At 67.9% G+C, this 18562-nt stretch carries 18 protein-coding genes and 3 pseudogenes; 10 read left to right on the forward strand and 11 right to left on the reverse strand.

The features are described from left to right. The first annotated feature begins 2 nt into the window (after nt 1-2). Nucleotides 3-674 (forward strand): PIG-L deacetylase family protein, encoded by a 672-nt coding sequence (locus tag ACFXMG_RS00475; protein WP_383813346.1) that lies wholly within the window; start codon nt 3-5, stop codon nt 672-674. A gap of 484 nt (nt 675-1158) precedes the next feature. Further along, nucleotides 1159-1389, forward strand: coding sequence for a hypothetical protein (locus tag ACFXMG_RS00480; RefSeq protein WP_383813348.1), 231 nt, complete (start codon nt 1159-1161; stop codon nt 1387-1389). A gap of 101 nt (nt 1390-1490) precedes the next feature. On the opposite strand, the gene ACFXMG_RS00485 is transcribed toward ACFXMG_RS00480, so the two are convergent. Both ACFXMG_RS00485 and ACFXMG_RS00490 read right to left on the reverse strand, forming a co-directional pair. Continuing rightward, complete coding sequence (locus ACFXMG_RS00485; protein WP_383813350.1) at nt 1491-1742, reverse strand: transposase; 252 nt, start codon at nt 1740-1742, stop codon at nt 1491-1493. 282 nt (nt 1743-2024) lie between these two features. After that, nucleotides 2025-3028: pseudogene (locus ACFXMG_RS00490) on the reverse strand (aldehyde dehydrogenase family protein). 96 nt (nt 3029-3124) lie between these two features. Here ACFXMG_RS00490 and ACFXMG_RS00495 point away from each other — a divergent pair. Further along, nucleotides 3125-3397, forward strand: coding sequence for a tyrosine-type recombinase/integrase (locus tag ACFXMG_RS00495; RefSeq protein WP_383813352.1), 273 nt, complete (start codon nt 3125-3127; stop codon nt 3395-3397). A gap of 452 nt (nt 3398-3849) precedes the next feature. On the opposite strand, the gene ACFXMG_RS00500 is transcribed toward ACFXMG_RS00495, so the two are convergent. Further along, on the reverse strand, nt 3850-4668 hold the full coding sequence (locus ACFXMG_RS00500; RefSeq protein WP_383813354.1) for a barstar family protein: 819 nt from the start codon (nt 4666-4668) through the stop codon (nt 3850-3852). A gap of 645 nt (nt 4669-5313) precedes the next feature. Here ACFXMG_RS00500 and ACFXMG_RS00505 point away from each other — a divergent pair. Next, on the forward strand, nt 5314-5751 hold the full coding sequence (locus ACFXMG_RS00505) for a DUF4259 domain-containing protein (RefSeq protein WP_383813356.1): 438 nt from the start codon (nt 5314-5316) through the stop codon (nt 5749-5751). A 14-nt stretch (nt 5752-5765) separates the two neighbouring features. Here ACFXMG_RS00505 and ACFXMG_RS00510 read toward each other — a convergent pair whose 3' ends face one another. Beyond that, entirely contained in the window at nt 5766-6707 is a 942-nt protein-coding gene (locus ACFXMG_RS00510) for an RICIN domain-containing protein (protein WP_383813358.1), read from the reverse strand. 122 nt (nt 6708-6829) lie between these two features. On the opposite strand from ACFXMG_RS00510, the gene ACFXMG_RS00515 reads away from it, so the two are divergent. The 3 genes from ACFXMG_RS00515 (at nt 6830) to ACFXMG_RS00525 (ending at nt 10186) form a co-directional block, all read left to right on the forward strand. Further along, on the forward strand, nt 6830-7180 hold the full coding sequence (locus ACFXMG_RS00515) for a hypothetical protein (protein ID WP_383813360.1): 351 nt from the start codon (nt 6830-6832) through the stop codon (nt 7178-7180). After that, on the forward strand, nt 7177-7884 hold the full coding sequence (locus ACFXMG_RS00520) for a hypothetical protein (RefSeq protein ID WP_383813362.1): 708 nt from the start codon (nt 7177-7179) through the stop codon (nt 7882-7884). The genes ACFXMG_RS00515 and ACFXMG_RS00520 overlap by 4 nt, the downstream gene beginning before the upstream one ends. 1807 nt (nt 7885-9691) lie before the next feature. Next, nucleotides 9692-10186 carry a hypothetical protein gene (locus ACFXMG_RS00525; RefSeq protein ID WP_383813364.1) on the forward strand — a complete coding sequence of 165 codons (495 nt, stop codon included), beginning with the start codon at nt 9692-9694 and terminating at the stop codon, nt 10184-10186. Between the two features lie 384 nt (nt 10187-10570). Here ACFXMG_RS00525 and ACFXMG_RS00530 read toward each other — a convergent pair whose 3' ends face one another. Beyond that, on the reverse strand, nt 10571-11512 hold the full coding sequence (locus ACFXMG_RS00530; RefSeq protein WP_383813366.1) for an alpha/beta fold hydrolase: 942 nt from the start codon (nt 11510-11512) through the stop codon (nt 10571-10573). Between the two features lie 86 nt (nt 11513-11598). On the opposite strand from ACFXMG_RS00530, the gene ACFXMG_RS00535 reads away from it, so the two are divergent. After that, nucleotides 11599-12186 carry a CGNR zinc finger domain-containing protein gene (locus ACFXMG_RS00535; protein WP_383813368.1) on the forward strand — a complete coding sequence of 196 codons (588 nt, stop codon included), beginning with the start codon at nt 11599-11601 and terminating at the stop codon, nt 12184-12186. Nucleotides 12187-12578: 392 nt separating this feature from the next. Here the strand turns inward: ACFXMG_RS00535 and ACFXMG_RS00540 are convergent, their stop codons facing one another. Together ACFXMG_RS00540 and ACFXMG_RS00545 are read right to left on the reverse strand one after the other, a co-directional pair. Continuing rightward, nucleotides 12579-13946, reverse strand: coding sequence for a phospholipase D-like domain-containing protein (locus tag ACFXMG_RS00540; RefSeq protein WP_383813370.1), 1368 nt, complete (start codon nt 13944-13946; stop codon nt 12579-12581). 10 nt (nt 13947-13956) lie between these two features. Next, entirely contained in the window at nt 13957-14832 is an 876-nt protein-coding gene (locus ACFXMG_RS00545) for a hypothetical protein (protein WP_383813372.1), read from the reverse strand. 318 nt (nt 14833-15150) lie between these two features. Between ACFXMG_RS00545 and ACFXMG_RS00550 the strand changes: the two are divergent. Together ACFXMG_RS00550 and ACFXMG_RS00555 are read left to right on the forward strand one after the other, a co-directional pair. Next, nucleotides 15151-15533: pseudogene (locus ACFXMG_RS00550) on the forward strand (SseB family protein). A gap of 416 nt (nt 15534-15949) precedes the next feature. Continuing rightward, nucleotides 15950-16225: a hypothetical protein gene (locus ACFXMG_RS00555; protein WP_383813374.1), complete on the forward strand. Its 276-nt coding sequence runs from the start codon at nt 15950-15952 to the stop codon at nt 16223-16225. On the opposite strand, the pseudogene ACFXMG_RS00560 reads toward ACFXMG_RS00555, so the two are convergent. From ACFXMG_RS00560 to ACFXMG_RS00575, 4 genes and pseudogenes are all read right to left on the reverse strand, one after another. Further along, nucleotides 16176-16520, reverse strand: a pseudogene (locus ACFXMG_RS00560) (transposase family protein); the annotation flags it as partial. The gene ACFXMG_RS00555 and the pseudogene ACFXMG_RS00560 overlap by 50 nt on opposite strands. Nucleotides 16521-16794: 274 nt before the next feature. Next, nucleotides 16795-17289, reverse strand: a complete 495-nt coding sequence (locus ACFXMG_RS00565; RefSeq protein WP_383813376.1) for a hypothetical protein — start codon at nt 17287-17289, stop codon at nt 16795-16797. A 304-nt stretch (nt 17290-17593) separates the two neighbouring features. Continuing rightward, nucleotides 17594-17893 carry a hypothetical protein gene (locus ACFXMG_RS00570; protein WP_383813378.1) on the reverse strand — a complete coding sequence of 100 codons (300 nt, stop codon included), beginning with the start codon at nt 17891-17893 and terminating at the stop codon, nt 17594-17596. 28 nt (nt 17894-17921) lie between these two features. Next, nucleotides 17922-18488: a hypothetical protein gene (locus tag ACFXMG_RS00575; protein ID WP_383813380.1), complete on the reverse strand. Its 567-nt coding sequence runs from the start codon at nt 18486-18488 to the stop codon at nt 17922-17924. Nucleotides 18489-18562: the final 74 nt, after the last annotated feature.

Below are 18562 nucleotides of genomic sequence, written 5' to 3' on the forward strand. Positions count from 1 at the left end.
CGATGACGACCGTCCTCATCGTCGTGGCACATCCCGACGACGCCGAGATAGCCATGGGGATGCGCATCCACGAGTACGCGCGCCAAGGCGCCCGAGTCCACGTGCACTGCCTCACCACCGGAGCCCCCGGACCGGACGGCACCCCAGAGCGCAGGGACGAGTGCCTGGCCGCCGGCGCCATCCTGGGGGTGGAGAACTACAGCTTCTCCAACATCCTCGACACCCGGTTCGTCGAGAATCGCGGCGAGATCAACAGCGACCTCTTCAAACTCTTCGACGAGACCCGCCCGGACGTCGTCTACACGCACTTCCCCGACGACCAGCACCTCGATCACCGCGTCACCGCGCAGGAGGTCACGACGGTCGCCCTGCGCGCGGCCAACAACCTGACCTACTTCCGCTCCCCCTACAGCATCGGGTTCGAGCCCACCAAGATATTCGTGGGCACCGAAGAACTCCTGAACGTCAAAGCAAAGGCTCTGAAGTGCTTCGCCTCGCAGCACCAACTCGACATGGACGTCTTCCGCAAGCTCGCCGAAGTCGTCTACCGGCAGCACGTACACCACCGCGTCGTCGATCGCTTCCCACCAGGGATGAACTCCGCTGAGCTCTTCCGCACAGCGAGAGAAATCGAGTTCGCAAGCCAGGCAGAACCACCCTGGCTGCGTAGGTGAGAGGCGGCTCTGGTCCACTTTCTGTGGAGGCTCACGGATCGTGATGTCAGTGGTGTGTGGTGGTATGGCCGGACTCTGCCGTTGATCTGCTGGGAGACCGTCGTGACGTCCTCGTACCCGTCCCTGACTCGTGCCTTGGCCGAAGCTTTGGTCGATGTCCTGTGGTTCATCGACAGCAGCGAAGACGAGCAGACGGATCAGGACGACGCGGTCAAGGTGATGGAGGGTGTCGCGCATGTGGTCAGCACGCTGTCGAGTGATCAGCAGCAGGAGCTGATCACTCTGCTCGGGGAGATGGCAGCTGCCGAGACCAACCCCGCTCGCCGTGAGTTTCTGGAGGAGTTCCCGGTGGGCTTTGGGCTCATCGACGATCTCTGTCCTAGGACTTCAGTTTGCCGCGCAAGGCCGGCACCAAACCGTGCTGCGGCGGTTGATCCTCCCCCCAGACTCATCGCCACGCACTGGACAATGTTGGATAGGCGGCATGGTGAGACGCAAGAAGGAGAAGAGGAAGCGGCCCGTCTGGGGCGTTCCGAAGGGGATTTTCCTGTTTGCGACGCCGGAGGGGTGGCGCACCAGCGTCCTCACCGAAAGCGGAAATCTCTGCGGGCGGCTGGTCGTGCCGATCAATACCGACCCTCAAGACGCGCGGGCCGCGGCGGCGGTGATGGTGACGGAACTCGCGCGCGACTTCCACGACACGACGTGGAGGTGAGCTGGGATCCGCCCCGGGAACCTTGGTCATGGACCGCCCAAGTCACCCTCGCCGCCGAGAACGAACCACCTTCGCCGGACGCCGAAGGCTGAACGGCAAGCTCAGGAGTAGAGCAGCACGCGCTTGCGGAGGAGTTCGAAGCCGGCTCGGCCGAACATCTGGCGCTTCAGCATCTTGATCCGGTTGACATGGCCTTCGACGACTTCGGAGTTCCACGGCTGCGAGAGCCCTGCGGCGATGGCCTCGAGGTCGCGCTCCAGGTGCCGGGCGAATCGCTGGAGGCTGGGCAGATCCGCGGCGGTTGCCGCGTCGATCCATGCCGGCAGTTGGTGGCCTTGCAGCTGGGTCAGCATGCGGGCGAAGGAGCGCACGTGCCCGGCGAGTGCGTCCAGTTCAGGGCAGTTTGACAGTTGAGCTGGAGCCGGTCCCTCTCGGCCAGGGCGTCGGGGTGGGTGAGGATCCAGCGGGTGACGACACGGGCGTGGCGGAACGGTCTGCGGATCGGGACCGTAGGTGACACGGCTTCCCCGTGGACGCTGTGTCCCACGACCGGCCGGCCACCGGGCGGCGAGGGTTGGGACGCCGCAGCCGCGGAAGGCGGCCCGGCGCTGCAACGCCATGAACGAAAGCCCCTGTCAAAGAGCGTCTTGGTGCCTGTCGCCTTCGCCTGTGCTGATACGACGGGCACCGCGGGCGGTGATCAGGCGCAGGGCGCGCATGAGGGAGCGGTGGGTGCGGGGGCGGTACGGGTACCAGAACAGTTCACGGCGGGGGTGGATGAGGCGGGAGCTGGTGATCGCTTGGGGCCGGCAGTACTTGTGCAGGGCTGTGGCGCCGCCGAACCGGCTACCGGGGCCGGAGTTCTTCCAGCCGGTGTGGGGCAGGGGCAGTGTGAACAGGTTGGTGAAGACGTCGTTGATGTTGACGGCGCCGGTTTGCAAGCGGCGGGCGATGGCGTCTGCCCGGGTACGGTCGCGGGTCCACACGGAGGCGGACAGGCCCAGGTCGCTGTCGTTGGCGAGACGTATGGCTTCGTCCGCGTCAGCCACTTTCATCACCGGCAAGAGGGGCCGAACGTCTCCTCTCGCATGCAGAGCATCGAGTGGTCGACTCCGGTCAGGACGGTCGGGGCGTAGAACGTGCCCGTGCCAGCGCACCTTGCGCCGCCGGTTTCGATTTTGGCGCCCCGGGCGACCGCGTCACGGACGTGCGCTTCGACGATGGTGAGTTGTGCCTCGGTGGCAAGGGGACCGAGACCGTGGGCGGCCTGAACCGGGTCGGTGCCGGGGACGGCTGGCGTGAGGGCTGATGCTCTGCTGACTAGGAGGGCGAGGAAGTGCTCGTAGACGCAGGCCTCGACGTAGAGGCGCTCCACCGAGATGCAAGCCTGGCCGGCATTGAACATGCTGCCCCATACGGCCGCGTTGGCCGCGCGTTCCAGGTCGGCGTCGGCCAGGACGAGCATGGCGTCCTTGCCGCTGAGGTCGAGGCTGCAGGCGATGAGGAGCCGTGCGAGCTGACCCACCTCAGCATCCGCCAGTATCAGCGCGCGAACGGCGAGGTCATCGCCCTGCTCGTCATCGAAGCGTCCAAGACGGACCGCGAGCGCGTCATCCCGATGTCGGCCGAGCTGTTCCATGTCATCGCCTCGATCATTCGGCGCCACGGCCGGCGAGAAAGCCCGATTCCGCTCGTCAGCCGCTACGACCCGCACGACAAGGTCTGAAGTGCCCCGATGCCGTTCCTCTTCCAGCGCCAGAACGGAGCAATCGGATCGAAGATCTTCAACCCCGGCACCATCCAGAAGATAATCAGCCGACGCTGTGAGGATCTGGCCGAGACCCACCCCGGGTTCCACGGGCTGAAATTCACTCCGCACGACTTCCGGAGGATCTTCGCCACCGAGCTGGTCAACAGTGGCCTGCCCATCCATATCGGCGCCGCGCTGCTGGGTCACCCCAGCATCCAGACCACCCGCGGCCACTCGCCGTCTTCGACGAGGACGTGATCCGCCACTACCAGGCCCACCTCCACCAGAGGCGCCAGCTCCGGCACTCGGAGGAGTACCGGGGCGCCACCGAGCAGGAGTGGACCGAGCTCGAGGAGCACTTCGACCGTCGCAAGGTCGAGCTCGGCTCCTGCGGACGCCCCCACGGCACCCCCCCTGCCAGCACGCACACGTTTGCATCCGCTGCCCGATGCTCCACGCCAATCCCAAGATGCCCGCCCGGCTCTCCGAGCTCGAAGCCGACCTTCTGCAACGCAGGACCCAAGCCGGGACCGATGGCTGAATCGGTGAGATCGAGGGCATCGACCTCGCCCTCACCCTCCTCCGCGCGAAGCGCGACGAGACCCAACGCCGAGCCCAGCGACCAGCTGTCCCCTCGGCATCCGCACACGCCGCCGTCCGCAAGAGTCCGGATGACCTTCCCTAGACCGATGCCTCGAAGCAACGAGCTGTCACCGAAGGATGACGCTCACACCCCGTTCCTCGAAGATCTCCAGGAGGAGGTCGAACAGCACAAGCTCGCGATCACCGGCGGGCACTCGCTCCGCCAACCGCGTCCGAGTCTCGGCAGAGAAGTCCCAGTACAAGGTGAACGGAGCGGTCGCGCCCCAGCCGCCTCTCAGGCAGTCGTCCAGAGCGTCCAGGTTCCAGCCGAAGTATCCGCCGGGTCCGTTGATGGCCTCACCGATCGCGCAGTAGAAGGTGTCCCGGTCAACGATGTGTCGGCCATCCAAGGTGAACACCTGGCCGGCGGGCGCATCGGGCTTCCCATGGCGTTGGTACTCCCGGGACCACAGGGCCACCGACAACCACGCGTGTCGGTCCTCGGGTACGAGTTCGTGCCACATTCCGGTGTGGTTCAGGTGACCGGTGCGGACCAGCTCCCACGATCGTTCCGCTCCGGGCAGGGCGTTCTCGCACCAGAGCGTCACCGTGAGGTCGACGAGGCCGGCACCACTGGCGGAGGGCTTGACGTCGATGACGGTGACCTCGTTGACGAAATAGGACCCCATCGTGGCACCGTCACGGTCTAGGAGCTCGAAGCAGGCGTTCCCCGCCACTGCACGAAGACTGCCGACATTGTCAACGCACCTCAGTAGGCCACCCTGCGGGAGGCAACCCGCAAGGTGCACTCGGCGCGCTCCTTCGTCATCCGGCAGCGGTGTGAACAACCCCTCCGCTTCCTGAGCGAAGCCCCAGAAGTCGCTGTCGTCCTCGTCCGAGGTCAGCGCGTACTTCTGCCCCTCGCCGCCCCGCCCTGATGTTCGCATCGCACCCCCATGGAAGGCGCTGATCTTACCGACCCGTGGGGATCTGCCCTGCGGTCGCCGACGCCGCCACCACCCCTCTGACCCCATCCCACCCATCTCGGAGGCCCTTTGACGAATCACATACCCGCCTTCACCCATGAGAGTGAAGTGCAGAGCAGCACCACATACCAGTAGTGGCATTCCCCGCACGCGCGGGGAACAGACGGCCGACACCTACGACGTAGACCTGGAGTGGGGGCCATCCCCGCAGGCGCAGGGAACAGTAGAGCTCTTCATCGCCGATGTGCTCGGGCTCGGAACCGTGGCTGACGGGACACCGCTTCACCGATCGAACCCGCGAGAAACACGCCATCGTGCACGGAATGCTCGGCGAAGGGCACAGACGGCGGGCGGTCGCCCGCCAACTGCGGATGACCTACCGCATCAACGGCCTCGAACGGGACCTTGCGGTCCGTCACTGCTGGCCTGACTCTGCCCTGGAGCTCGTGCATCGTCGAAGGCCACGTCAACCGCATGAAAATGATCAAGCGGCAGATGTATGGGCGATCTGGCTTCAAACTTCTGCGCAAGCGGGTACTGCTTGCCTCCTGACCTCGCTGTCGGTGGCCAGTGCGAGGATCCCCAGACGGCCACGCGAGGAGAGATATGGGCACCTGGGACATCGGCCCCTTCGACAACGACACCGCCGCCGACTTCGCCGGTGACCTGGACGAGGCAGCACTGGAAGAACGCGAAGCCATGATCCGGGGCGTGCTCAAGCGTGCCGCCGGGCCTGCGGACTTCCTGGGTATCTACGACGGTGAGCGTGCAGTGGCCGCAGCGGCCCTGGTCGTCGCCCAGCATCCTGACGGCGATCCGGCATGTTCGAACTATGGCCCATCAGAGCCGCTGCCGGAGTTGCCTGCAGACCTTCGAATGCTCGCCGTCGACGCCCTGGACCAAGTGGTCTCCAACCAGTCTGAACTCGCCGAGCTGTGGGCCGAAGCTGCGAACTGGTCGAAGTGGCGCCAGGGCATCACCCGCCTCCGCGATGTCCTTGACCCTCCGATCCCGCCACAAGAGGAAGCCCTCTTCGAGATCTGATCGGTGCCCCACAGTCACGGACCACAGAACTTGAGCCAGAACCGATTTGCCACAACGACATCACCGGCGCCCCGGTCGCCACGTTCCCCGGCGCGATCTACACCGGCGGGCGTGTGGTGTGAACGGCCTGGGGTGCCAAGGGCAACTTCTCCGAGAACGGCGGCGCCGGGGTGTTTCTGCGCTCCCACAGGTGGGCTTGCTGATCCGCCGATGTGCCGGGGGGCGCGGTGGAGGGCTGCCCACCGTGCCCCGTTCCGCGCGAGCGCCTTCGTGGCGCGGAACCTGGCCTCGGCGACGGCGCGCAGGCGATCCGGCGGGGGGGGGAGTAGCGGTCCGCTGCCTTTCGCTCCCCCTATGGGTAGCGGGGCGGCCAGCATCCTTCGCTGACGTAAGGGGGCGGAGTACGCGGGCCTTGGCCGTTTCGCGAAGTGGTGGGTGCCGGCGGGTTCGGGCACGGCCTTCCGCTGCTGGCTGGTGCCGCCTGTGTAGGCCCAGAGTTGGACGGGGGCGTTGTCGGTCGTCGAGCGGCCGCGGACATCCAGGACCTGGTCGGGGATGTTGCGGTTGGCCAGGCAAACGTGGCCGCTGTCGGTGGGCATGGGGCGGAACTGCTGGGCGGTGGTGCCGTTGCAGGTGTACTGCGGGACGGCCGGTGGTGCGGCTGGTGCGGTCGCGGGGGCTGTCCAAACCGCCGTCCTCGGTGCGCGTCTACCGGGGTGCAGTGAGCAGAAGGATCCATTCGGGGAATCGGATGCGCCGATACCAAACCAATCCATGCCCGGTCGACTACATACAGTTAGCCTGCGGCGACAGGTCGCCGCCGCCGAGAGGCTCCCCTTGCTTCGTCTCAGCACACTCGCCGTCACCACAGCCCTCCTGCTCTGCGGAACTCCCGCACACGCTGCGGACGGGCCAGAAAAACTGACCATCATGTCGAACGAGCAGTACCAGGACATGCTCGACAAGGGTCGGTTGCAGCCCGCACCGGCCGCCTCGATCCGCCGACAGCACCCTCGCGGCTCTGGGTCCGAGCTGGGCCACGCTGAAGTTCAGCAGCAAGGACAAGAGCGGGAGGGTCGTGCCGACTCGCGTGGGAAGCGGCGCGCTGGGCTGGAAGCACTTCTCCGGTCGGCACAACATCACCAACCCTGATGTCATCAAGACGATCATCAGCGGCACCGGCAGCCCCACGGAGAACAAGGAGCAGCCACACCGGCTCGTCCACGATGGCGCCCTCGTCAAGACCAGCACCAATCCATTCGTCCTCCCCCGCAAGATCGCCAGCATCCGCATCGTCGTCCAGTTCCACTGGCAGACGGCGGACGGGCAGTACTCGCTCAGCGACAGGAAGGCGAAGATCGGGGTCATCACGGCCTACTGCCGCGATGTCGCCCGCAACCGCTGCCCCGACAGGGTCAACCAGGCGTGAACGTCGAACTGCCTGCAAAGTGGGGCGACGAAGGGCTGACCGACCTCCACCGCGTCCTGGTACGCCGGCTGATCCGCTTCACCGCACCACCTCTCGCCGGTGAGGCCGACGCACGTCTCGTTCGGGGCTGCGTGTCTCCACCGGAACGACCAGGTGTCACTCGGGTCGTCTTGTGGGACGGTCACGGGCTGGAGAACTCCGACTCCGTGGCGTACGACATCCCCCTGACCCGTCCCCAGGGCGACAGTATCCCCTGGTCCCACCTCATCGGAGCCTTCCGGCAGATCCTCATCCATCCCCCCGCACCCAACAGCACCGACCCCACAGGCATCCCGCTCGCCGACGCCCGGCAGCGAATCCTCGAAGCCCTCAACGCCACGACGTTCGATATCGGAGACGCCCTCCACGCCGCCACCTCCATGCTCCAGCCCCCCGACGAGCCGGAGGGCTACGGCCATGTGCGATTGGACGGCTTCCTGCTGCAGGACCCTGCCATCGCGCGCCTGTACGTCACCACGCCCGGCATCGTCGGCGCTCTCGGACTGGACACATCCCTCCGTGACGAAAACGGTCGCGTGCGTGTCGGCAACGCCGCCCTCATGGCCGCACTGCCCTCGCTCATCCCCGACGAACTCGACGACAACCGCTCCCCCGCCCAGGACGTTTACGCCCCCGCCGGCGTCTACGATTTCACGCACTGGTGAGACGCCCGGGCACGCAGTGCGGTCCACACTCACCTTCCAGATCTGCGGACCTGCGCGACTGAATGTCCTTCTGTTCCTTGCCAACATCGAGGCTAAGAAAGGCGACACGCGCGACGACAAGCCGTCAGCCCTCCTGCCGCTGCCTCGCGACGCAGCACAGAACGCCCCGCCGGCCCTCAGCGGCCGAGAGTTCCCATACACGTGTCGCACCGGCTCGCCGCCCGCAGCCGCGGCGTACCCGCCCGTGGCGACGGCTCCGAATCCGGTGAAATCGCCGGTCACCGTACGCAGACCCTGATTGCGCACCCCCCTTGGGGCCCTGTCTTCCCGTGCGCCAGGTTGGACAATGTGCTGCCGTCCCCACTCTCGGGGGAGCCATACCCGCACCACGCCGCTGCACTCACCGCATCCCAGCGTGGGTGAGCCAGACCAGGGTGAGACCCGCCCCTGGTCCGCGCGCGGCCAAAGCCGAGACGGCCGAGGCGCATGAGCAGGCATGCTTCAGCAACACCTAACGGCACGGAACCCAGCAGGCCGGCAAGGGGCATCATCCCCACGCGTGCGGGGAGCGTGTCAGCGTTCTCTTCCTCATCTGCGGGAAGTTCCGGATGCGGTTCCGCGACGGCGACGTCCTGTTTCAGAACCAGGGCGACTACGTGGTCTGGGACCGCGGGGGTCGACCACTCCTGGCACGCCGAAATCGGAATCGGTCGTCATGGCTGTGCGTCGGCCGTCCATCCCCGGCTACAGGGCGGCACCGGACAAGAGCGCCCCGTAATCCACGCCGCCGTCGGGTCCCCACAACGGAGTCATCCCAGCAACAAGCGGCGTGCGTTCCTTGGTGGATCCCGTGCTGAGGGACGCCCGCGAGGGCGCTCGTAGCTGTGCCGCTCCACGAGTGACCCGGCAGTACGAGTGCGGCGGGAGGGATGCCCGACGCGGACCGCCGCAGCGTGGTCGAGGCTCCGCCGTCCCCATCGGCGACTCGGAGGGCACGCGCTACACGGGCCGCCCAGAGCGGGACAGCTGCTGCGGACAGCTCGCAGACGGGGGTGTGGGCGCGACAGTGAGCGCCGGATCCCCGTGATCTCGGCCCTCACATCACGTCAGCCCTGGGCGCTGAGGACGCCCTGGGCACGGTGCAGGACCGGCTCCGGGCGCAGGCGGGGGTCTTTCCTGTCGAGGACCTGGAGAGCGTCCAGGCAGGCGGGGGCCCGCTGTGCGTCTTACGTGCTCAGGCCAGCGAGTTCGACCGCGGTCGCGCACGCCGCAGCCTCAAAGTCAGGGGCTGCCGGCGGAAGAGCGCGCGGTGACACGCCCGTACCAGCACGTTCGCGGAGGCGGAGGACGTCATCTCGTTCGTACTGTCCGACCCTGAGGCGCGCGAGGCGCGGGCCCGGGTGGAGGCGGCGGGGGCGTGGCTCGGGTCGGAGCTGTCGGCTCGTTGTGCCTCGGCGGCTCCGCTGTGACTGAGGGGCTTCCAGCATGCGCTCGTTCCCTGCCTGGCGCGATGCCCCGCGCTGGGCCACGGACGCCTCCTTCGCGTGTACTCAGCCTGACCGTTCTGGATCGCCATAGGTATGGTGATCTTGGGTCGTCGCACAGCAGCGCAGCAAGGGGACGACGGCAGCATGGCTTGGGGCGAACGGGGGCAGGGCGTATCCGGGGCGGGTGGCCGGCCGATGGGGGTGCCGGCTCGCATCGGCGGCCAGGGGCCGGGATGCCGCGAATCCAGCGTCGCGCTTCCCCCGGCCAGAGCTGCGCCCACGTGGCCGGCCGACGCACACGACGACACGGAGACAGTACGTTGCATGACGAGCCCGTCCTCATCCGGAGCAGGTGGGGAACCAGCCGGTACGTGTACAACCACCGCAACCCCGTCGGCCTCGCGCTCATCGTCCTCACGCCGCTCATCGCGCTCGGCGTGCTGATCGGTATGAGCGCCGAGTCGTCGTGGAGTGAGGGCGAGCTGCGCGACGCCGTCCACGCGGGCATCCAACGCCTGGACGGGGGACGCCATTACACGAGCCTGGAGAGCGACCACGGTCTCCTGATCACGGAGGCGATCCGCGAGAGTGGCATCGGGCCGAGGTACGGCGTCGACACCCGTGACGAAGGAGCCGGGAGGTACACGGTCAGCACCGAGGACACCGCGACCGAGTACTGCGCCCACCTCACCCTTACCCTCGACAAGGAACCACCCGTCGTCTTCCCCGAGGCCACGGAACTCCCGCCTACCAGCCCGGACATGCTCGCCTTCTACGTCTCCCACGCGACAGTCGACAACGGCCGCTGCGAGTAACTGCGCACGCCACGAACAGATCCCCCAGTGCGCTCTCCCGATGACGTCGGCGTGATCATTGTCGACAGGGCGCGAGGGTCCGACCCGGCGCGCACATGGAGGGCTGTGCCCCGACCACCCCGCCCTTCCGGCGCCTTCGCGTTGCCGCCCCTGTGCCCCCCAGGCAGCCTGACCTCACTTCCCCTACTTCCCTCCTTCCTTACTTCCCTTCTTCCCTACCGGGACTTGCGATGTCCGAACCCCTACTGCCGCATGCCGAGGACGCCACCGATCACACCCCCGCGGTCGCGGGACCCGGGGAACTCCCTCCGTGAGAACGGGGAGTCGTACGTCAATGAGTTCAGATGGCGCCAGGCTGCCGGCCCGGCCCGGCCCGGCCGATGTTCACGGGTTCGTTCGGGAGGTACTCGCGGAAGAGGAGTGCGATCGGGTCGGTTCTGCCCAGGTGCGGGTGAGGAAGTCGGCGATCAGCGGGGCGATTTCGGGCAGGTGGTCTTCCAGAGCGAAGTGACCGGTGTCGAAGAGGTGAAGTTCGGCGTCCGGCAGATCGGAAAGGTAGGCGTGGGCCCCGGGTTCGGGGAAGAACGGGTCTCGGCTGCCCCAGGTGATCAGAGTCGGCGGTCTGTGTCTGCGCAGCCATGCCTGCCAGTCGGGGTAGGCGGCGATGTTGCTCTTGTAGTCGTAGGCAAGCGCGCGCTGCGCGTTCTTACGGCCGGGCAGGTCGAGAAAGTGCTGGTCGAGCAGCCAACCTTCGGGGGCGATCATCTCGGGGTCGGCGGTGCCTCCCTCGTACTGGGATCGGGTGGCGTCCAGGGTGAACAGGTCCAGAACGGCCTGCTCGGCGCCCGGGGTATCGGGGGTGAGGGCGGTGAACTCACGGGCGGCCTCCGACATCCCCTCGGCGTATGCGTTGCCGTTCTGGACGATCAGGCCCGCGACGCGCTGCGGGTGTCGCAACGCCAGACGGAAGCCGACGGGGGCTCCGAAGTCGAACAGGTACATCACGAAACGGGTCAGGCCCAGGCGTTCGGTGAAGCGTTCCACGACATCTGCGAGCCGCTCGAAGGAGTAGACGAACCCGTCCGGGGTGCGCGTGTGCCCGAAGCCCGGGTAGTCGGGGGCGACGAGCCGGTAGTGGCGGCCAAGAGTGTCGATGAGGCGACGGAACTGGTGCGAGGCGGAGGGGAAGCCGTGCAGGAGCAGCAGCACCGGGGCGTCGGGGCGCTCGGGCAGGGACTCCCGGTAGAAGACCTTCATCTCATCGACCTCGACGAGCCGGTGGACGGTGCGGGCCGGAACAGCGATGCGGGGTGGCGTCTCGGACATCAGATCACATGCCTCCTTGGCGTGAAGTGGCATTAGTCTTACCCTTCCATGGCTAACGGGTCAAGAGTGCGGGGTAGCATTAGGCCATGACTGACAGCGCACCGCTGACCGGTGAGGCCCTGGCCCTGGATTTGATCAACACCCGCCCCGAGAGCGGTCACGGGCGCGTGGACCTGCTCGCCACCCCGCAGCAGTTGTCCGACTGGCTGATCCTGGAGCGAGGCCGTCTCCACGGAGAGGTCCAGGACATCGCACCGACCCTGGCCGACCTCGTCCCCGTCCACGCCGTCCGAGCGCACGCCGAAGCCGCCATCCGGGCGTTGCTCGACCAGACGGAACCACCCGTGGGTGCCCTGCGCGGACTCACCGAGGCCCAGCGTGCGGCACCACCCGTACGCGAACTGCACTGGGACGGCGCCGCAGTCACGGCCGTCCTCCGCCGCAGCGGCCCCTTCGGCACCCGCCTCGCCGCGCTGCTGGCCGAGGCAGCCGCCGAGCTGCTCAGCGACCCCGCGATCGAGAGGCTCAAGGAGTGCGAGGCCAATGGCTGCATCATGATGTTCCTGCCGTCGCACCCCCGCCGCCGCTGGTGCTCCCCCACCCGCTGCGGCAACCGGACCCGCGTCGCCCGCCACTACCGGCGCCACAACCCGGCCGAGCCGCCCCGTACTTGACGGAGACCACACCCCGCCTCCGACCTGCTCTCCCAAGCCGAGACCTGGATCTCGGCGGCGCCCAGTCGCAGCTCGACCCCATCGGCCTGGGCACAGGCGCGCACCTCCGCACCGATCCTGAGCCGCGGGGCAGGACGGTCGGGCGATGGCGCACCGGCTGTACTCGCGGTGCAGTGCATCCGCGGTCAGCCGGCAACCCACGTATCTCGCCGATGCACGAGCGTGGCCACCGACCAGTCGACGCACGCCGGCTCCTGCGTCGGCGGAGCTCCTCCCCGGGCCCCGCCGGCCGCACCCGTCGAACGGGAGTCCCGATCGGGGCCGGGTGGGGTCTCTCTGCACGAGGACGGTACGCGGGGGCCAGGGCGCGGGCCCCGTGTGGGTGGGAGTCCTTACAGCTCGCGTTCCGCGAGGGAGGCCGCGCGCTGGTCCTCGAAGTTCTGGAGGTACGCCGCGAAGACCGCCGGGTCCTCGTACTTGAGGAGCGCCTCGTCGTTGTAGCGGAGCGCGTTCTCCGTGTAGGTGTGGCTGCCGGTGAAGACGATCCTCTTGTTGGGCCCGTTGTAGTAAGTGCCCTCGATCAGCAGGTACTTGGTATGGGTGTCGGTGCCGTCCCGCTCGTCGTTCGCGAGGTCGTGCAGGATGATGCGGCCCTTCCCCGTGGTCGGTCTGGTCAGCCAGGGGGACACCTGCGAGTACGGGTTCCCCTCCTTGTCCCAGTTGTCCAGCGAACGGTGGACGATCTCGATGTGGCAGCCTGCCTCGGCCAGCTCCCACAGCTGCTTGGCCACCTCGGTCCGGGTGATGTGCCCCTGCGCGATACGGATCTTCGTCCGGCCGTCCTTCGTGCCGATGCCGACCGCGGTGTTGCCGCCGCACGGGGTCGCCGTGCCGGCCGGGATCACCGTCTTGAGGATGTTGACGACCGTGTCGTCGCCCGACTTCGGGAAGAAGTAGACCTTCGCGGCGCCCGCCGAGGCGTCAGTGGCGTTGCTGGTCTGCGGCCCGCCCGCGGCGGCGGCCGCCTGGGTGTCGAAGTACGTCTGGTACGCCTGGTGCAGCGCGGTGTTGCCGACGACGGTCAGTGCGTCGTTCCACCACTTCGTGTAGTCGGCGCTGGTGAGGTTGCCGGACGACTGCACCACGACGTCGTCGACGTACACGTCTCCCGTCCCCTTGGTACGGGAGAAGAGGAAGAACTTCTGGTGGTTGACGTTGTCGCGGGGGACGGCGGCGTCCTTGGCGAGGCAGGCGTCGTGGACGACGGTGGCATCGGGCCGCGTGACGGTCTTGCAGGCGCGGATCCAGGAGTACGGGGCCGCGGTCTTCGCGAGACCGGCCTTGAGGTTGGCGACCGCCGAGTAGCGATCGTCGCCGACGATCACCTGGACGTTGACTCCCCTCTCGTGGGCTGCGACCAGCGCCCTGGTCACCTCCGCGTCCCAGTGGAGGTAGACGGAGATCCGTATGTACGAGCCCTCCGCCGCCCCGCTGATCAGCTCCAGCAGATGGCGCTTGATGCGCGTCTCGGCGAGGCGGACGGCGTCGTCGGGCGCGCTCTCGGCGGTGCCCGCGGCGACCCCGCTCGGGTTGTTGAACATCGCGCCGGTGGTCACGGTCGGCTCCACCGCCGCCGAGGCCGACGCCGAGGCCGATGCCGACGCCGACGCCGACGCCGACGCCGAGGGGGCGACGGTCAGGGCGGCCCCGACCGACAGTGTGGACAGGACCGTTCCGAGCTTGCTCTTGGTGATCTTCACCGGCGCATTCTCACTCATGCCGCTGCGGAGAGGAGTCCGCCTGCTTGTCCGACCGTTCGGCGCAGACCGACCGTTCGGGGCGGAACGACCGTTCGGGGCGGAACGACCGTTCGGCGCAGACTGACCGGATCTCCTCCAGCAAGTCCGGGTAGTGCTCTCCATACGTCGCGAGCGCATGCGACACCGCGTCCAGGGCCGCGTGGAGCGGGGAGGTCTCGGCGGCGGCGAGTACGGCCGGCAGCGCGAAGTGCGGCTGCGAGATCGGGCCGATGACGTGCCGTGTGGGGGCGGGGTGGGTCAGTGCCGTGGGGGTGACGGAAGCCGGGATGTTCACGACCGCCGCGGAGGGAGCCGACGACTTGGCGTCGGACACCGCCGGTCGGGCGCTTTCCGGTAGCCGGCCGAGTTGGTAGTGCCTCGCCCCGTCGTCTCCCGGCTCTCCGCTCGGGACCCATGTCCACCCGGCGGGTGTCGGAGGAAAATACGGCCGTCGTTCGGGGGGCATCGCACCGCGAACCGGCGGCCCCGGCGGGAGCGCGGTGGAGCGCAGGGTCTCCCACATCCGGGCCGTGTCGTCGAAGGGCGGCGGCAGCGGACGCCCCTCCGTCAGCGCGGTGAGCGCCCCGGCGACCCACGACACGGTGGTCAGGCCGGCCGTCTCGCATGCCCGACGCGCGGCCAGCAGCGCCACGGAACGCTGGACGTCGGCCGCCAGGGCATCGAGGGCGTGCACCAGATCGCTGTCGTAGGCGAGAAGGCCGAGGACATTGCTTTTTTGGACGGCGCGGAGAGTCGCGCTCGGCAGCCTTCCTCCCCACTGCCACGTCTCGTAGTGCAGTCGCCGTTCCTCGGCGGCCCGTTCCTCGGCGTCGGCCGACCTGTGCATACAACACCCCTTCGTCCGGGCGGCCTCGGAAGTCGCTGTCGGACCGGCCGTCACCTGCCCCGCATCATGCCGCAGGCCACTGACACCTTGGTCAGAGGCGCCTGCGGACCGCTCCGACCGGCACCGCTCCCCCGAGCCCGCCGCACTGTGTCGGCCGCACCCGCCGGCTTGGAGCTGAGCCCCGGGGCGGGCACGCTTCGGGCCCGGACGGGCCCTGACGAACCGTTTCCTGCCGTGGCACAGCCGAGATCGCCGTTCGCTCGGCGGATTTCCGAGCAGCGGGCGGGAACCGGTGACCTGCGGGCGCTCGCGGGCGAGATGCGGCGCACGGTCCTCCTGGTCCCGTCGGCCGGGCCGGCCTGTGGTCGGCGCGTTCGGGCGGTGTCCGCTGGATCTGTGCGTTCACGGACGAGCCGACGCTGGCCCGCTTCGCCGTCCACCACGGTCCGGGCGACCGGCCGATGGACTACGTCGCCCTCCTCCGGGCACGGATCGTGGACGAGATCGTGCCCGCCCTGGACGAGCCCGCCGGGATCGCGGTGGACATCGCGGACGCGGACGGGGCGATGCTCTTCCCGCCGGTCACCGGAATCGTCCCGCGCAGCGCCGCGGTCGACGCGGGCCTGACGGATCCCACCGGACCGGCAGGGCCGACCCGGCCGGCGGGGCCGGCCGAGGGCAGGAGCGGGCGTGAGTGGTGACGGGGCGGACCTCCTTCGACCAGGCGTCGGTGGCGAAGTTCACGCAGGACGTGGGAGCGGTCATCGACGGGCTCGGCGAACTCGGCGGTGGCACGGGTCGAACCCCGATTTCACGTACGACGACAAGAGCAGGATCACCACCCAGGCCGACAAGCTCCTCGCCCTCAACGAGGACCTCGGAGGCAAGGGCGTCCGCTCTATGGTGTCCAATGAATGAGGCGCCGCGCATGTGAACGAAGTGCTCTCCAATGCCTTCCCCGAGGCTTACGCGAGCGGGCAGCTGAGGGCATATCACGTGCCCGGCAACGGCATGAGTGGAGTGAGTTCATGGCTGCGGTGATCGCGATGTTGGAACAGCTCAGGGCTCTCACCCCGCTGACCGCCGAAGGTGCGGCGGTGCGGTTCTCGGCCCAGGAGTGGACGCCCGGGGCTACTTCGACGACCTGGACTCCGTCTACGAGGAAGGGGAGCGGGCCCTTGCCGACTTCGTCCCCGAGATCGAGCGGTCCCCCCTCGCCGGCGACCTCGTGGAGGCCGAGCAGACGACGGAGGACAAGGACGAGTTCATCGCGGTGAAGAAGTGGAACCTCGACGACCGGACCCTGACCGCCGGCGTGGTCCAGCCCGACACCGACCTCCCGGTCATGGTCGTGGTGGCCCTGGAAGCCGCCCCCGCCACGGCCGCCGCCTGACGCGAAACCCCGCCGACGAGGACGCCATCCGGTCCCCCACGCGCCGACCCCCCGCCCGCCGGAGTAGCCACCAGGACTTGAGTTGGGCGATGGCGCGTTCGCCGGGCGCTCGCAGTCGGGCGTGGTCGCGGTTGAACTGCTGCTAGTGGGGCGGCTGTTGGCGGTGATGGCAATACGGGGTACGGAAAGTGGCACCGGTGCCCTGGTAGGCACGGTCCGCCAGGACGAGGATCCGCCGGGTGAGGCAGGCTTGGACGATGCCGTGGGCGCGGGCCGCGGTCAGGTCGTGGGCGCGATGGAAACCTCTCGCGACCTCATACGGCACTCCTCCTACCGGTACGAGCTCGCCACCATCGCCGTCACGCATCCCCTGTTCGCCCTGGAGCACGTCCTCGCCGACCGTCTGGCCACGAACGAACCACCCCACGTCCTCATCGAGCGGGCCACCGACGCAGGGCTCATCACGGCCGGACTCGCCGCCGAACCCGACCGCAGCCGACTGCTGCGCGACAAGCTCACACAGGGCGCGGAACACTCGGCATGCCTCTGCCGAGGACACTCCAGGTGGGTCACAAGTAGTCGAAGAAGCGGATCCACCACGTCGGGTGGTGCCCGGGCGGGTAGTAGGATACGAGGTCGCTGATCCCGTCGTATCTCGTCCAGAGCAGGTGCTCTGAGATGACGGTGTAGCCGAGGGCTTCGAGTTCCTCCCTGACACGGAGTCGGTCGGTGGCGTGGAAGAGCTCACGCTCCTCTACCTCGTTGTAGCTGCCGAAATCCCCCGCGATCACGACAGCCAGATTCCCGAAGTTGCTGATGGTCACCGTGATGTGTTCGGCGCTGTCAGTGGCGGTTGCCGGGATCACAACTGTGCCGTGGTGGCTGGCGTCCTGGACCTCGCGGTCGACGGTGCAGCTGCATTCGAACCGCGCGTCCAACCGGGCCGCTAGCCGCTCAAACCGGGCGCGGGTGGTGTCGTGGTCGTAGCCGCGGGGACGTTCCATGTGCTGCGGGTCATCGAGTCGTCGGAGCAGAGCCCAAGTGCTCTGGTCATCCAGGGGCATGTACGTCTTCTCCTTTGGGGTGGCGGGTGGCGCGTTGGCTGATCTCTGCTGCTAGACGGCCCAGTCTCCGGCGGTGGCTCGCTGCCCATTGACGGCGACGATCTTGTCGATGGCGCCGCTTCGCCCCCATGTACACGTGGCGGATACGACGAAGGCCACCGCCCCGAAACGGGAAGACGGCTTGCCGCGCGAACCCTGGCACGCCCTCATGATCTCGCCAGCCGCTTAGAGGCAAGTCTCAGGCTCCTCAGTTGGGGAGCACACCAAGGCGCCAGCACCAGCACGGAAGGAGTCCACGCCGCTGCTAGCTGATCGTGTCAGGAAGGTCAGGGGACATCGTGTCGGCCACCACCTCGGCAAGCTCGAAGAAGTACTCGAACTCAGAGAGGTGTCCGGTGACCCGAACGAAGTAGGCCCGGTCCGAGCACCTGAACACCTCGCGCCGCTTGACCTTCGTGACGTCACGGCCATAGGTGTTCACCCTCTTTGCGAACTCCGTCAACGCCTCCTCCGCACTGCCTTCAAACTCGGCCAGAGTACGAACGCTGGACGCTTCAGCGCCAACCCCTCCCACAGGGCTGACAAGCACTATCCACCGGGCCATGCTGAATCCAACTCCCTCGTTCAACCGGTCAAGGCTGGCATGATCTTGACGCCTTGACGGCGTCACTGTCCGACACCTTGCCGACCCAAGCGACACCGCGCCGATGATCGCCCTGCCGGAACCACCCCAGCAGGGCGATCAGGCTTTCACTCATCGGCACACTCAGCGTCGGGCGTGTCGGCATTCTCAGCGTCGCCCTACATGCGGGCAGGACGGCCAGGAGCACGCTCTCCACTGGCCGGTTCAGGCCCTCCACGGTGCCTTTGAGGTGAGGGGTGGAGGCGGGCAGGTCCTCCCCGGACAGGAAGTCCTTGCCGCGGGTCGACACGTACTCTCTCCGGCAGGCCGCCGAAGGGGCCGTAGGGGGCTCGCGTAAGACGGCGGAGCGCAGCGCCGCATGCAAAGACTCTTGCGACGGATGCCCCGGGGTAATGGCGACGCAGGTGATCTCGTTGGTGGCGCAGGCGGTGAACCTGGTGATCCACGGCCTGCGAGCCTTGCCGTCGGCATCGGCATCGGCATCGGCATCGGCATCGGCATCGGCATCGGCATCGGCATCGGCGTCGGCGTCGGCGTCGGCGTCGGCGTCGGCCATTACCGGCGCTGAACGTGGTCGGTCTCCCATGCCTGGATACGGCGACCCGCGGCCGGGCCAGGAACACATCACGC

Source organism: Streptomyces sp. NPDC059201, from assembly GCF_042754585.1.
GTDB lineage: Bacteria > Actinomycetota > Actinomycetes > Streptomycetales > Streptomycetaceae > Streptomyces.

Excerpts from the sequence above, each read along its gene's own strand:
- ACFXMG_RS00500 (WP_383813354.1), bottom strand. The coding sequence starts at position 4,668 with ATGCGAACATCAGGGCGGGGCGGCGAGGGGCAGAAGTACGCGCTGACC.
- ACFXMG_RS00570 (WP_383813378.1), bottom strand. The coding sequence starts at position 17,893 with ATGGCCCGGTGGATAGTGCTTGTCAGCCCTGTGGGAGGGGTTGGCGCT.
- ACFXMG_RS00510 (WP_383813358.1), bottom strand. The coding sequence starts at position 6,707 with ATGTCCTGGTACTGCTCGTTCGACATGATGGTCAGTTTTTCTGGCCCG.
- ACFXMG_RS00530 (WP_383813366.1), bottom strand. The coding sequence starts at position 11,512 with ATGTCCGAGACGCCACCCCGCATCGCTGTTCCGGCCCGCACCGTCCAC.
- ACFXMG_RS00480 (WP_383813348.1), top strand. The coding sequence starts at position 1,159 with ATGGTGAGACGCAAGAAGGAGAAGAGGAAGCGGCCCGTCTGGGGCGTT.
- ACFXMG_RS00535 (WP_383813368.1), top strand. The coding sequence starts at position 11,599 with ATGACTGACAGCGCACCGCTGACCGGTGAGGCCCTGGCCCTGGATTTG.
- ACFXMG_RS00475 (WP_383813346.1), top strand. The coding sequence starts at position 3 with ATGACGACCGTCCTCATCGTCGTGGCACATCCCGACGACGCCGAGATA.
- ACFXMG_RS00505 (WP_383813356.1), top strand. The coding sequence starts at position 5,314 with ATGGGCACCTGGGACATCGGCCCCTTCGACAACGACACCGCCGCCGAC.
- ACFXMG_RS00565 (WP_383813376.1), bottom strand. The coding sequence starts at position 17,289 with ATGCCCCTGGATGACCAGAGCACTTGGGCTCTGCTCCGACGACTCGAT.
- ACFXMG_RS00545 (WP_383813372.1), bottom strand. The coding sequence starts at position 14,832 with ATGCACAGGTCGGCCGACGCCGAGGAACGGGCCGCCGAGGAACGGCGA.
- ACFXMG_RS00575 (WP_383813380.1), bottom strand. The coding sequence starts at position 18,488 with ATGGCCGACGCCGACGCCGACGCCGACGCCGACGCCGATGCCGATGCC.
- ACFXMG_RS00495 (WP_383813352.1), top strand. The coding sequence starts at position 3,125 with ATGCCGTTCCTCTTCCAGCGCCAGAACGGAGCAATCGGATCGAAGATC.
- ACFXMG_RS00485 (WP_383813350.1), bottom strand. The coding sequence starts at position 1,742 with ATGCTGACCCAGCTGCAAGGCCACCAACTGCCGGCATGGATCGACGCG.